Below are 13,282 nucleotides of genomic sequence, written 5' to 3'. Positions count from 1 at the left end.
TCAGATCACTGCGTGCTGGACCAGGCAGAACGGGTGCCCGGCCGGATCGAGGTAGACCACGAAGGAGCCACTGCCGGAAGGCTGGTGCTCGTGGCGGCGGGCCCCGAGCGCCAGAGCGCGCGGCTCGGCGGCCTCGATGTCCGGCACCGAGAGGTCCAGGTGGAACTGCTGGGGGTGGGTGCCGGTCGGCCAGGTGGGGGCGGAGAAGTCGGCGATCTGCTGGAAGGCGAGGGTGGCCTCGCCGTCCGGGTTCTCCGGGGTGATGCCGCCGCGCGGCGGGTCGAGGGTGGTCCACTCCTCGTCCGACCCCTCCTCGATCTGCCAGCCCAGCAGCTTCGCGTAGAAGGTGCCGAGCGCGAGGGCATCGGGACAGTCCAGGACGATCAGGTCGAGCTTCGGGATGACGGGGCCGCTGGGATCCTGCTCGTGGGTCTCCATGCGGCCACCGTAGGCCCCCGGCCTCCCGCCGGGGCGCCTTTCCGGCACGACACCCGCGCCCGGACCCGTTCCCGCGCCACCACCAGCGCCTCACACACCTCCGACGGTCAGCATCCTGTCCATCGGATGGACTCAGCTGGCAGGTCGCAAGTCATATGCAGGCGACGTGCCACCTGAGTACATCCGGTGGACAGCACCACCGGTCGCCCGGTGCGAGAAGGGGCCGATCAGCGGGAGACGCGTCCACAGGATGGAGTCAGAGCGACAGCGCCCCGCCCATATCGAGGCACTGCCTCCCACGCTCCATCTCATGGACACGGGGAAGGGACGGGCACGGGGAAGCGCTGGCGAGCGCCGCCATGTGCGGCGGGGATGCCGGAGGCGCCGGGATGCGCGGCGAGACCGCCGCCACGGCCGCGCGGCCGTCACCTGGGTCACGCGGTCGGCGCGGGGCGTGGGCGGGGGTGACAGACTGGTGGGGTCCGCTCCCGCGTGCGCGCCGGTCACGGCGTCCGGGGCGGGGATGCGCGGCCCGGTCGGGACTTCCACCGGGCACCGCCGCGGCCCCGACGCTCCGGAACCAGGGACCCGCCGCGCGCCGCCCGATCCGAAGAGGTGAACGATGCCCGTCCCCCACGACCCGAGCCCCGCCCTGCAGGACTACGCCCACCCCGAGAAGCTGGTCACCACCGACTGGCTGGCCGAACACCTCGGCGAGCCCGGCCTGGTGGTGGTGGAGTCCGACGAGGACGTGCTGCTGTACGAGACCGGCCACATCCCCGGCGCGATCAAGGTGGACTGGCACCTGGACCTCAACGACCCCGTCACCCGCGACTACGTGGACGGCGAGGGCTTCGCCCAGCTCATGGACGCCTCCGGCATCACCCGCGACACCACCGTGGTCGTCTACGGCGACAAGTCGAACTGGTGGGCCGCCTACGCCCTGTGGGTGTTCGAGCTGTTCGGCCACGCCGACGTGCGCCTGCTGGACGGCGGCCGCGCCGCCTGGGAGGCCGAGGGCCGCCCCATGACCACCGACGCGCCCGAGGTCGCCGCCACCTCCGGCTACCCCGTGATCGAGCGGGACGACGCGCCGATCCGCGCCTTCCGCGAGGACGTCCAGGCCTTCCTCGGCGGGCAGCTGGTGGACGTGCGCTCCCCGCAGGAATACTCCGGCGAGCGCACCCACATGCCCGACTACCCGCAGGAGGGCACGATCCGCGGCGGCCACATCCCCACCGCCCGCTCGGTGCCGTGGGCCCGCGCCGCCCAGGAGGACGGCCGCTTCAAGCCCCGCGCGGAGCTGGAGGCCATCTACCTCGATGAGCTGGGCTTCGACGCCGCCGCCCCGGTGATCGCCTACTGCCGCATCGGCGAGCGCTCCTCCCACACCTGGTTCGTGCTACGCTACCTGCTGGGCTTCGAGAACGTCCGCAACTACGACGGCTCCTGGACCGAGTGGGGCAACGCCGTGCGCACCCCGATCGCCATCGGCACCGAGCCCGGCGAGGTCCCGACCCGATGAGCCCCGCCCCGACCAACCCCGCCGGCGACGCGCTGCCGGAGGCCTTCGCCGAGATCGCCGACGACTTCCACGCGCTGGGCCCGAAGGACCGCCTGCAGCTGCTGCTGGAGTTCTCCCGCTCCCTGCCGGAGCTGCCGGAGCGCTACGCCGAGCATCCCGAGCTGCTGGAGCCGGTGCCCGAGTGCCAGTCCCCGATCTTCCTGCTCACCGAGGTGGAGGGCACGGGCCGCGAGGCCACCGCGCACCTGTTCTTCTCGGCGCCGCCGGAGGCCCCCACGACCCGCGGCTTCGCGGCGATCCTGGCGGAGGCCCTGGACGGCCGCACGGTCGGCGAGGTGGTGGACACCCCCGACGCGGTGACCACCCAGCTGGGCCTGGCCGAGGTGGTCAGCCCGCTGCGGCTGAACGGCATGGCGGGCATGCTCGCCCGCATCAAGCGCCAGCTGTCCGAGAAGGCCGGGCTCTGAGATGACCCCGCCCCGGCCCCCGCACGTGGTGTTCATGTGCGGGGCGGCCGGGTCCGGGAAGACGACGACGGCCCGCGCCCTCGAGGCGGAGGGCTTCACCCGCCTCTCGGTGGACGCGGAGGCCTTCGCCCGTTGCTGGCACGGCGTGATCACCCGCGAGCAGGCTGCGGTCATCGACGCCGAGCTCCGCGAGCGCCTGGACGGCCTGCTCGCGGAGGGCCGGGACGTGGTGCTGGACTACTCCTTCTCCACCGCGGTGATGCGCGACACCCTCCGCGGGCGGCTGCCCGGGCATACGCCGGTGACCGTGTTCGTGCGCACGCCGCGGGCGACGGCGCTGGACCGCCTGAGCCGCCGCGCCGAGGCGGGTGGGGACGACGTGGTGATCGACCCGGCCGCCGCGGCGGCGTTCTTCGACTCCTTCGAGGTGCCGACGCCGGCGGAGGGACCGCTGGTGGTCCTCGACGGAACGGTCCCCGTGGACGAAACGGCCCTCATCCGAGGACTGCCGGGGACGCGGCACTGATCGTCTCGCCCCAGCTGCCGTCCGACGCGGCCCGGCGCAGACCCGGCGCATCCCGAAGCCACCAGGTGCCGTCGTCGTCGCAGGTGCCCCAGCGCAGCCTGACCAGCTCCGCGCGCAGCCCGGGCTCCCGCTCCACCGCGAGCGTACAGCGCAGACGACCTCCAGGGCCGTCGCCGACCGTCAGCAGCTCCGGGCAGGGACCGGTGTCCACGGTGCGCAGGTCCGCGCGCAGCCCCGCACCGCTGCACTTCACCCGTGCCTCCTTGCGGGTCCACAGCACCGAGAGGTCGCCGGTCATCCGGAAGCGAGGGAGCAGGTCCGCCTCCCGTCGCGTGGCGATCCGGCTGAAGAGCGCCGCGTCGAAGCCGACAGGTCCCTGCACGTCCACGCCGAGCTCCCGCCGCGCGAGCGCGCAGGCACCGTGCTCGGCGTCGTGGGACAGGGAGAACCCCTGGTCGGGGGCGTTCGGGGCCCAGGGCTTGCCCCCGGGGCGGCGGGACCAGGCCGGCATCGGGGCCCCCTCGCGCTCCCGCCACAGGTGCGCCATCAGTCCGTGGACGAGGATCCCCGCGCGTCGGTCCTGCTCCCGGTGCAGACGGGAGATCCGCTCGGCGCGCTCCCGCGGCAGCCGCTCCGCCAGCCGCCGGACCCCGGCGGGGCTGCACTCCCGGTAGCGGCAGAGGACCAGGTCGATCATGCCTCGGGACGGCGGAGCACGAGGGCCGCGTTGTGGCCGCCGAACCCGAGGGAGAGGGAGAGCACGGTGGAGAAGGCGACGGCGCGCGCCGATCCGAGGACGACATCGATGTCGATCCCCTCGTCGAGCTGCCGGGTGCCGACCGTGGCGGGCACCCGCTGCTCCTGGAGCGCGATGAGCCCCGCGACGGCTTCCAGTGCCCCGGCCGCGCCGGCGAGGTGACCCGTCATCGACTTCGTGGAGGTGACCACGGCACGGTCGCCGAGCTCGGCGGCGAGGGCTCGCGCCTCCACGCGATCGTTCAGGGCGGTGCCGGTGCCGTGGGCGTTGACGTGCACGAGCGCACCGTCGTCCCCGGCGTCGCGGAGCGCGGCCCGGATCGCGCGCTGCACCGCGGCGCCGCTCTCCTCGGGGGCGGTGATGTGGTGGGCGTCGTCGGTGCAGGCGTAGCCGGCGACGACGCCGAGGATCGCGGCCCCGCGGGCCCGGGCATGGTCCTCCGCCTCGAGGACCAGCGCGGCGGCCCCTTCCCCCATGACGAATCCCGAGCGGTCCCGGTCGAAGGGGAGGGAGGCCCGGTCCGGGTCCGTGGCCCGGGTGAGGGCGCGCAGGTTCTGGAAGCCGGCATAGACCACGGGGGCCGTCATCGCCTCGCTGCCCCCGGCCACGACCACCTCGGCCTCGCCGTGGCGGATCATCCGCATCGCCTGGCCGATGGCGACGGTGCCGGAGGCGCAGGCGGCGACCGGGGTCACCACCTCTCCGCCTGCGCCCAGGTCGATGGCGACCCCGGCGGCCGCCGAGTTGCCCATCATGGTCGGGATGGTCAGAGGGGAGACCCGCCGCACGCCGGACGCGGTGAGCTGCTGCTGCGCCTCGAAGCCGCTGTGGACCCCGCCGAGCGCCGTCCCGAGGAGCACGGCGAGCCGGTCACGGTCCACGCTCTCCTCGAGGCCGGCCCGGCTGGCGGCCTCCCGCGCGGCCACGACGGCGAGCTGGGCGAATCGGTCCATGCGATGCAGCTCGCGGCGGGGGAAGTGCTCGGCGACGTCGAGGCCCCGTACGGGGGCGTGCACCCGGATGTCGTCCCCCTCCGACGTGGCCTCCCGGGGCACGATCCCGTGCTCTCCGGCCATCAGCGCGGAGGCCGTGCGCGGCAGGTCAGGCCCGAGCGGTCCGACGACCCCCATTCCGGTGACCACGACCCGCGCGCTCATGACGCCTCGCCCGCCCTTTCACGGACGTGGTCGAAGAGTTCCTGCACGGTCGTCACGCCCTGGTCGACGTCGAGGGAGGCTCCCGTCGCCGTCTCCAGGCGCATGATGATCTCGAGCAGGCTGAGCGAGTCGAGCCCGATGTCGGCGAGTTCGGCCTCCATCGTGATCCGCTCGCGCGGGGTCTCCGCGAAATCGGCGAGGACGTCAAGGTAGGAGTCGCTGTCCATGGAAGGGCCTTTCGGGGCGGGCCCGCTCTCGCGGGCGGGAGGGGGTGGGATGGCGCTCAGAACCCGTTGCGGCTGAGCCAGTCCTGCAGGTCGTGCTCGCGCTGCTCCGGGTCGGCGCCCGTCAGGCGGGTCTCGTCGACGACGTCCCCGTCGCGCAGGTAGACGACGCGATCCGCGCGGGAGGCCACCCGGGGGTCGTGGGTCACCATCACCACGGTGGTCCCGCGGGCGTGCACGTCGCCGATCGCGGTCATCACCTCCTCGGTCATGGCACTGTTCAGCGCACCGGTGGGCTCGTCGGCGAAGAGCACGGCGGGGTCGGTGGCGAGGGCCCGGCAGATCGAGGCCCTCTGGAGCTGCCCGCCGGAGACCTCGGTGACCCCGTGGCCCGCGATGTGGTCGATGCCGAACCGTTCGAGCAGCTCGTCCACCGCCGCATCGGCCCCGGAGGGCTCCGCCTTCAGCGCCGGCAGCAGGATGTTGTCGCGGATGGTCAGGTTGTCCAGGAAGTACCCCTGCTGGAAGATGAAGCCCATGCGGTGCAGCCGCAGCGCGCTCATCTCCTTCTCGGTCAGGGCCGTGAGGTCCTTCCCCTCGAGCGCGATCTCCCCGGTGTCCGGCCGGTCCAGCCCGCTGATGGCGTACAGCAGGGTGGACTTGCCGGAGCCGGACGCGCCCATCACCGCCAGGAACTCCCCGGTCGCCACCTCCAGATCGATCCCGCGCAGCACCTCGGTGGGAGGGTCGCTGGTCGCGAAGGACTTGCGGATCCCGTGGGCGCTGAGCACCGGTTCGGACGTCGTCGGGGGCATCGTCGTGGTCATGGGGTGTCACCCTTTCAGCCAGGCGGAGAGGTCATCGGAGCGGGAGCTCCGGGTCAGGACGAGGGAGGTCAGGTACCCGGCCAGGGCCAGGACCGCCGGGAGGAGCCCCCACGTCAGCGGGATGGAGGTGAGGAAGGCGAAGTTGGTCAGGCCAAGGCCGGCGGCGCTGAGCACCACGCCGACGACGGGCGGGCTGAGCAGGGCGGCACCGAGTGCCCCGAGGACGACTCCGGTGATCACCACGATCGCCGTGCGCAGCCGTGTCTGCCCGCCGATCTCCCCGCTGCTGAAGCCGAGGGCGCGCAGCACCCCGCTGCGGGGTCGCTCCTGCGCCTGGCGGAGGCGGAGGAACAGGGCGGTGATGAGCACGGCCACACCGATCCCGAAGACCACCGCGATCAGGGCGGCGCTGCGCAGGGCCCCGGTCACGTAGGAGAAGGTCTGCTGAACGTATTCGGCCATCGGGATGGTGGAGGCGTCGGGCACCTGCTCGGAGAGGTCGCTCGCGACGGTGGAGGCGGAGAGCCCGTCGTCCACATCGGCGTAGATCGTGTAGGCGGAGGCGTCGTCGGGCGCCTCCCCCTGCATCTTGGCGGTGAGCCCGCCGCTGGTGACGTCCTGGTAGATGCCGCTGACGACGTGCGTGGTCAGCTCGCCGCCCTCCCCTCCGTCGCGCAGGGCGATCTCCCCGCCGACGTCGACCCCGAAAGCCTCGGCGGCCAGGACCGAGAGGGCGATCTCGTCGTCCCCGGGGGCCGAGCCGTGGACGTACTGGATGCCGTCGCCCGAGTGGTCGCCCACGTCGATCGCCTGCGTCTGCCAGCCCTCCTCCCCTCCGATCTGCCGCAGCACGCTGCCGTAGACCGTGACGGCGCTCAGTCCATCGGTGGCCTCCATGGCCTGGACCACCTCATCGGCGGTCCCGGCCACGTCGTCGGAGAAGCGCACATCGGACCGGATGTCCCGGTCAGGCGCCCCCATGTAGGTGATGAACTGCGGGCTCGCGAAGGTGGAGTAGACCGCGAAGGGAACGGTGACGACGACGGCGGCGAGGGCGAACACCAGCGGCACCAGGACCCACTGCCTCGCCTCAGCGCGCAGGGTGAGCAGGGCCAGGCGGCGATTCACGGTCCCGCCGGGAGCCGAGGCGAGGGAGGTCCGACGAGCGGCCCGGAGGCGTCGTCGAGCCCGCCGGGCGGTCGCGGCGGGGCCCAGCAGGCTGCCGTGGACGAGTGCACCGACCACGTCGACCCGTCGGACGGAGCGCAGCACCCCCCGACACATCAGCATCACCATCACGTAGACCGCGAGGAGTGCCAGCACGGGCACCACCACGCTCCACAGCCCGATCGGGGCGCGGGCGTAGTTGGCGGCGATGCCCTGGGTGAGCAGCGCCGTGGCCCCCAGGGAGCCGAGGCCGCCGAGCACGCACCCGAGCAGGGTGAGGATCCGGTACCGGCGCAGGTAGAGGCCGCTGATGGTGGCGGCCGGCAGCCCGATGGCGCGCATGGTGCCGATCCGGCGGACCTCGTTCTCCAGTGTCCCGCGGATCACGAAACGGAGGTTCAGCAGGGCGATCACCATCAGCACCAGGCTCACGAACACCAGGGCGATCGCCACCAGGCCGTCGCTGATCACGTTGATCAGTCGGATCAGGGTGATGGTCACGGCCTGCCCGTTCTGGGGCAGGTCCGCCTCGGACTCGTAGGCGCTCTGGAAGGCCGGGATCTCCGACTCGTCCTGCAGGCGATACTCGACGATGATCTCTGAGGTGACGCCGCTGCCTCCGGACATGGTCTCCCAGTCCTCGGCGGAGACGACGAAACGGGTCGAGGAGGACAGCGAGGAGGCCATCTGGCCGTCGCGGACGGTGCCCGCGACGGTGAGCTCGAGGTCCTCGTCCCCGGTGTCGATCCGGAGGGTGTCCCCGGCCGCCAGGTCGTAGCGCAGGGCGTAGGTCACCGGGATGTACACCGTGCCGGATTCTGGCTGGACGGCGGTGCCGTCCTCGTCGACGAGCAGGTCGAAGTCGGTGCTCTGCGTGACGAAGAGGTTGTCGATGAGGCTGTCCGCCATCGAGCCGCTCTCTCCGCTCGACGCGCTGGACCAGGTCAGCGCGGAGCCGTCCACCCCGACCATGTCCTCGATGAACCAGGACTCGATCTCGGGGTGGTCGGCGGCGAAGTCCTCGAGGGCGCGCGTGTCGTAGTCCCCGGAGTGCATCTGCAGGAAGTGGGGCGGCTTCGTCTGCGCGAAGAGCTCGTTGCTCGCCGCCGTCAGGCGTTCGACGACGAGGGCGCCGGTGGCCATCAGGAGCGCACTGAGCGTGAGCACCACCAGCAGGCTCAGCGTCACACCGAGGTCCTTGCGCAGGTCACGGGACAGCATGCGCCGTCCCAGGGCTCTCATGGTCATCGTCCGACCTCCCAGACGCCAGGGATCTGCAGGGACATCACGGTCAGGACGACGTGGTAGACGACGTCCAGCACCATGTTGCTGATCTCGATCCGGTCCCATCGACCAGTCTCCCGATGTTTGCGCCGGACTTCCAGGGTGTGGGTCCACAGACCGCTGGCGCCGTAGATGTACATGGTGATCAGCATGGCGGCCCAGAACTGGCCCTGGAGGACGATGCACAGCGCCCCCATCACCCCGAGTCCGAGCTGCGAGAAGCCGTACTTGATCTGGAACGGACCACCGGGCCAGCCGAGCTGCCGGGCCGTCCGCTCGGGGGTGAGCACGTTGGTGACGAAGCCGATCGCGGCGATGATCCCGTGGGTCACCACGAACTGGTGCAGCAGCAGGATGCGTAGCAGGTCGACGGTGGACACGTCGAATCCGCGTACGGCGAGGTGGACGAGGGCGGTGAGGACGCCGGCCCCGATGACGACGAATATGGCCACGGGTCACGCTCCTTCGAGGTGGGGGGACGGGGAGAGCGAGGAGCGGTAGTGGTGCTCGATCTCGCGGACGCTGCGGACACGGGGGATGACGAGGGCCAGCACGAACATCAGCAGGCCCATCAGGATGAACATGAGACCGATGCCGCGGGTGGGCCCGGTGCCCAGCACGGCCCCGACGGAGTCGGCGAGCGCTCCCCCGGGTCGGAGGGAGGGGGTGAAGAGGTCGTCGGCCAGCAGCCCGCTGAGCGCGTAGGCCGCCACGTAGCCGAGCTGGGACAGGGTGCCCATCAGTCCCCAGACCCGCCCCTGCACGTGGTTCGGGATCGCCGATCGTGCGAGCACCTCGATCCCCGTGTTCATCGGGGGGAGGGTCAGGAACAGGGAGAACGCGGCGATCGTGATGACGATGATGGACGTGGTCGCACCCAGCACGATCACGGCGGCACCCCCGGCGGCCAGCCCCAGGCAGAGCATCCGCAGCATCCGGCCCCGGGGGTTCAGGGCACCGATCACCACGCTGGACACCAGCAGACCGATGGCGGCGAGGGACCGCACGTACCCGGCCACGTGCTCGTCGGAGAGGTCGAGCAGGAGCGGGGTGAGCAGGGTCTGGAGCACGCCCAGGGCGAAGGTGACCAGGCTCAGGAGCACCATCAGCACCAGGACGCCGTGCTGCTGCCGGAGGAAGGCGATCCCGAAGCGCAGGTCCGCCCAGAAGCCGGGACCCGCCTCCGGGGGATGCGCCCGGATCTGCCGCCAGATCACGGCCATCGCCGTCGCAGTGACCACGGACGTCAGCGCGTCGATCAGGACCAGGACGGAGACGTCCACGACGATCAGCAGCGCACCGGCAAGGGCGGGGGCGAGAAGGAACTGCACGGCGGAGGCGAGCTGGACCAGGCCTCCGGCACGGGCGTACTGGTCGGGGCTGAGCAGATCGGTGACGGTGGAGCGGTAGGCGGGATCCATCACAGACGCGAAGGCGGAGTTCACGCCCACACAGACGCAGATCACCGTCAGCGAGTCGACACCGAGGTGCATCGCCCCGAGCAGCGCGAACAGCCCGAGCGCGCCGCCGGTGTCGGAGAGGATCATCAGCAGACGGCGGTCGTAGCGGTCCGCGACCACCCCCGCGAAGGGCTCGAGCAGCACGGCCGGGAGGAAGGCCGCGAGCGTCACCAGGCTGACGTCGAGGGCACGCCCGCTCTGCTGGTAGACGTAGATCGCCATCCCGAAGGCGGTCAGCCCGTTGCCGAGGCGAGCGATCATCTGCGCGAGCCAGATGGCGAGGAAGGCACGCAGGGCCTTTGTCGTCCCCGGCCCGTGCCCCGTGGCCCGAGCCTGCTCCGGCGCGGCGCTCACGGCCGCCCCTCCGGGCTCGGCTCCGGGTCGAGGCGGTCGAGCGTGGCGGCGATCCCCGCGGGGTCCCGGGTGATGTGCATGTGCCCGACGCCGCGCAGGACCACACGGTCCAGGGGGCCTGTGCAGTGCGCACGCCAGCCTTCCGCACGGCCAGCGGCGGTCAGCGGATCCGCCGCTGCAAGCACCAGGGTCGTCGGCAGCCCGACCCGGGGCGGGGGTGCCGATCCGACCGCGTCCAGTACCGCGAAGTCGGCTCGGATGCCGGGCAGGAAGACGGCGAGGAGCGAAGGATCCGCGAGGATCTCCCCGGAGAGCATGTCCTCACCGCCGGCCCGCTCCGCGAGCTCCGCATCCTCGAGCAGGTGATACCCGCGCGCCGGGACCTCTTCCGGCGCGGCGGCCGCGGAGAGGACCAGGTGCGAGGGCGCGGGGCGCGCCGTCGGCGTCTCCGCCAGGAGGGCTGCGATCCTGTGCGCGAGGTACGCCCCGAGGCTATGACCGAGCAGCACGGCCCCCGGTCGCAGGACGGGCGCCAGAGCACGGGCGTACTGCTCCACCAGATCCCGGAGCACGACCACGGGAGGGCGGGAGGACGAGGCGTGACCGGGAGGGTTCGCGCACCACACGTCCCAGTCGTCCCCGAGCTCGTCGACGAGGGGATGGAAGGAGGCGACGAAGCCCCCCAGGAAAGGGACCAGCACCAGCTGGCGCCCCCCGGGTCGGGGACGCAGGTGCCACCAGAGGTCGTCCGGGCTCATGGCGTCGTCCCCGGATCCGGCGTCACGGTGCCGACCGCGTCCCTGGGGGCGGGTCCCCGCGCGAAGCCCGACAGCGTGCGGCTGCGGTCCCCCCGTCCGGGGATCGGCGCCCCCTGCTCCCGGGTGTACCGGGACTCGAGGTACTCGGGGAAGGTGTGGGGCGGAGGCATGCCCGGCCCGGTACGCCTGCCCAGCCAGGCGCGCAGGACGAGGGTGAACACCACGAACACGGCGATCTGCACCAGCTGGGTCAGAGGCATGAAGTAGTACATCCCCATGGCGGTGCCGGAGGCCGAGACCCAGAACGCCAGCAGGAAGAACAGGATATTGCCCTTCACGGCGCTGAGCAGATAGCTGCTGAAGACTCCGAGCACGCAGAACTGCACCGTGTACAGCGGCCACGCGGTGGCCTGGTCGAAGCTGGCGAAGATGTTCCCGGGGGCCACGATCAGTCCCAGGACGAGACCGGTGCCGAGACCGGCCCTCAGCCGATCCCCGGTGATGCGCTGCAGCAGCGGCAGGAGCACTCCGAACACGCCGAGCGCGATGGCGAGCATCCCGGTCTCCCCGAGGAACAGACCCCACCAGATGGAGACCTTCTCGAGACCCGGCGCCGGTTCAGCGGGGACAGGGATCCCCAGCAGGGAGCAGATCGCCCGGACGCCCACCAGGTAGAGGATCATCGCGGCGATCAGGATCGGCACCCAGACCAGGTCCCGGGGGCGGGGGATCAGACTGGCCAGGAGGTTGCGCAGCGCTCGCGGTCCGTCATAGACCAGCAGCACGACCACCCCCGCGATGGCCGTCGCGTTCAGGGCGATGATCACCAGCGGGTTGCGCAGTGTGAGCTCCCCAAGCGTCTTGTACGCGAGGTCGTAGGCGACGAGATAGGTCACGGCCAGGGCCCAGACCGGGGCGACGCCGAGCAGCAGGAAGAGGAGGAGCAGGGGTCGGGGCGCCCGGAGGCGCGTGAGCAGCGAAGGCATCAGGCGGCCCCCGTCCCGGAGAACTGGTCGATCAGCTCGCGCGCCTCGACGAGGGCCGGTCTGGCTCGCTCCGCGAGCAGCGCGGAGTCCTCCTCGCCCCACTGCACGTTCGGATACAGCCGGGTGATGCTGGAGATCAGCACCCCGTGACGCTGCAGCGCCGTGGCCGCGACGATGTCCTTCCCCATCAGGGCGAAGTCGTACTGGCGCGGATCCGTCAACGGGGCGGAGCGGATGTGGAAGGAGGCGCACCCCGGCGGGCCCTGGACGATGAAGGGCAGACCCGCCTCGGCGGCGCACTCCGTGAGCACCCGCCCGATCTCGTCTCCCTGGCAGAGCATCGTCGTGAGCGCGGCACCCTCCTCCCTCTCCAGGATCCCGACGGTCTCGGCCACGGCGGCGCCCCCCAGCGGATAGCCGTTGAAGGTCCCCGCGTGGATCACCTTCTTGGACTCCAGGTGCGCCATGATCTCCGCCCTGCCCACGAGGGCCGAGACCGGTAGGGCTCCGCCGGCGATCGCCTTGCCGAGGGTCGTGAGGTCGGGGGTGACGCCGTAGTGCGCCTGTCCGCCGCCGAGGCCCATGCGCAGGCCGGTGATCATCTCGTCGAAGATCAGGACCACGCCGTGCTCGGTGCACAGCTCGCGGAGCCGTTCCAGGAATCCCGGGACGGGCTCGATCGACCCCCCGTTGACGCAGACGGGCTCCGTGAGCACCGCGGCCAGGGACTCCCCGTGACGGACGAAGAAGGTCTCCAGCTCCTCGAGGTCGTTCCAGGGGATCATCCACGAGTTCTTGAAGCTCCCCGGGGCGCGTCCGCGGGTCCCCCGGTAGTCGCCGCGGTACTCGACGGGGACCGGATGCCGAGTGTCCTCGACCCGTCCGCCCAGCAGCGGATCCGCGTTGCCGTGGTAGTGGTTGACGAAACGCAGGAAGTCGTCCCGTCCGGTGTGCGCCCTGGCCAGACGCAGGGCCATCTGCACGATCTCGCTGCCCGAGAGCCCGAAGCGGACCAGCTCGGCGGAGGGGAGGTGGCGCTGGAGGGCGAGGGCCGGGGCCAGATCCTCGGTGCCGTGGCTGACGCCGGGGACGTCCTCGAGCGCCGCGTGCAGGGCCGCGAGGTAGGCGGGGTGCCGGTGGCCTAGGATGTTGGCCCCGAACCGCGCATACAGGTCCAGGTACTCCCTGCCGTCGAGGTCGATCATCCGGCTCCCCCGGGCCGAGGCCACGTGCAGCGGGATCTCCTCCCAGGGCATGTTGAAGTTGTAGTGCACGCCTCCGGCGAGCACCTGCTTGAGACGCTCGTGGTAGGCGCGGTTGGCCTCGATGCGCGGTGCATCCATGTCGGCCTC

14 protein-coding genes are annotated in these 13,282 nt (G+C 71.8%); 3 read left to right on the top strand and 11 right to left on the bottom strand.

Annotated features, from left to right (window positions below; genetic code table 11):
• A complete protein-coding gene (locus OM98_RS05050; protein ID WP_010533500.1) occupies positions 1-438 on the bottom strand; it encodes a VOC family protein in 438 nt (145 codons plus the stop codon).
• Positions 439-1,060: 622 nt separating this feature from the next.
• Here OM98_RS05050 and OM98_RS05045 point away from each other — a divergent pair.
• Genes OM98_RS05045 through OM98_RS14780 form a run of 3 tightly spaced genes read left to right on the top strand, consistent with a single transcriptional unit; the run spans position 1,061 to position 2,956 of the window.
• Positions 1,061-1,963 (top strand): sulfurtransferase, encoded by a 903-nt coding sequence (locus OM98_RS05045; RefSeq protein ID WP_010533499.1) that lies wholly within the window; start codon positions 1,061-1,063, stop codon positions 1,961-1,963.
• Positions 1,960-2,430 carry a SufE family protein gene (locus OM98_RS05040; RefSeq protein ID WP_010533498.1) on the top strand — a complete coding sequence of 157 codons (471 nt, stop codon included), beginning with the start codon at positions 1,960-1,962 and terminating at the stop codon, positions 2,428-2,430. The genes OM98_RS05045 and OM98_RS05040 overlap by 4 nt, the downstream gene beginning before the upstream one ends.
• Before the next feature lies 1 nt (position 2,431).
• Positions 2,432-2,956: a P-loop nucleotide/nucleoside kinase family protein gene (locus OM98_RS14780; RefSeq protein ID WP_010533497.1), complete on the top strand. Its 525-nt coding sequence runs from the start codon at positions 2,432-2,434 to the stop codon at positions 2,954-2,956.
• Here OM98_RS14780 and OM98_RS05030 read toward each other — a convergent pair.
• Genes OM98_RS05030 through OM98_RS04985 form a run of 10 tightly spaced genes read right to left on the bottom strand, consistent with a single transcriptional unit; the run spans position 2,925 to position 13,273 of the window.
• Positions 2,925-3,653, bottom strand: coding sequence for a 4'-phosphopantetheinyl transferase family protein (locus OM98_RS05030; protein WP_010533496.1), 729 nt, complete (start codon positions 3,651-3,653; stop codon positions 2,925-2,927). The two genes, OM98_RS14780 and OM98_RS05030, sit on opposite strands and share 32 nt — an antisense overlap.
• A complete protein-coding gene (locus OM98_RS05025) occupies positions 3,650-4,870 on the bottom strand; it encodes a beta-ketoacyl-[acyl-carrier-protein] synthase family protein (protein WP_029362697.1) in 1,221 nt (406 codons plus the stop codon). The genes OM98_RS05030 and OM98_RS05025 overlap by 4 nt, the downstream gene beginning before the upstream one ends.
• Positions 4,867-5,097 (bottom strand): acyl carrier protein, encoded by a 231-nt coding sequence (locus OM98_RS05020; RefSeq protein ID WP_010533494.1) that lies wholly within the window; start codon positions 5,095-5,097, stop codon positions 4,867-4,869. Before OM98_RS05020 ends, OM98_RS05025 begins: the two co-directional genes overlap by 4 nt.
• Before the next feature lie 56 nt (positions 5,098-5,153).
• The gene (locus OM98_RS05015; RefSeq protein WP_010533493.1) at positions 5,154-5,921 is read right to left on the bottom strand and encodes an ABC transporter ATP-binding protein; all 768 of its coding nucleotides are present in this window, start codon (positions 5,919-5,921) and stop codon (positions 5,154-5,156) included.
• A 6-nt stretch (positions 5,922-5,927) separates the two neighbouring features.
• Positions 5,928-8,336, bottom strand: a complete 2,409-nt coding sequence (locus OM98_RS05010) for an ABC transporter permease (RefSeq protein WP_029362696.1) — start codon at positions 8,334-8,336, stop codon at positions 5,928-5,930.
• Positions 8,333-8,824, bottom strand: a complete 492-nt coding sequence (locus tag OM98_RS05005) for a DUF6790 family protein (RefSeq protein ID WP_010533491.1) — start codon at positions 8,822-8,824, stop codon at positions 8,333-8,335. The genes OM98_RS05010 and OM98_RS05005 overlap by 4 nt, the downstream gene beginning before the upstream one ends.
• Positions 8,825-8,827: 3 nt before the next feature.
• The gene (locus OM98_RS05000; protein WP_010533490.1) at positions 8,828-10,186 is read right to left on the bottom strand and encodes an MFS transporter; all 1,359 of its coding nucleotides are present in this window, start codon (positions 10,184-10,186) and stop codon (positions 8,828-8,830) included.
• Positions 10,183-10,944 carry a thioesterase II family protein gene (locus tag OM98_RS04995; protein ID WP_010533489.1) on the bottom strand — a complete coding sequence of 254 codons (762 nt, stop codon included), beginning with the start codon at positions 10,942-10,944 and terminating at the stop codon, positions 10,183-10,185. Before OM98_RS04995 ends, OM98_RS05000 begins: the two co-directional genes overlap by 4 nt.
• Entirely contained in the window at positions 10,941-11,930 is a 990-nt protein-coding gene (locus OM98_RS14775) for a hypothetical protein (protein WP_010533488.1), read from the bottom strand. Before OM98_RS14775 ends, OM98_RS04995 begins: the two co-directional genes overlap by 4 nt.
• Positions 11,930-13,273 (bottom strand): aspartate aminotransferase family protein, encoded by a 1,344-nt coding sequence (locus OM98_RS04985; protein WP_010533487.1) that lies wholly within the window; start codon positions 13,271-13,273, stop codon positions 11,930-11,932. The genes OM98_RS14775 and OM98_RS04985 overlap by 1 nt, the downstream gene beginning before the upstream one ends.
• Positions 13,274-13,282: the final 9 nt, after the last annotated feature.

The sequence above is a fragment of the Brachybacterium squillarum M-6-3 genome (assembly GCF_000225825.1).
Lineage (GTDB): Bacteria > Actinomycetota > Actinomycetes > Actinomycetales > Dermabacteraceae > Brachybacterium > Brachybacterium squillarum.
The sequence above is the reverse complement of the archived record's forward strand: the minus strand, read 5'-3'. Positions and strand labels throughout refer to the sequence as shown.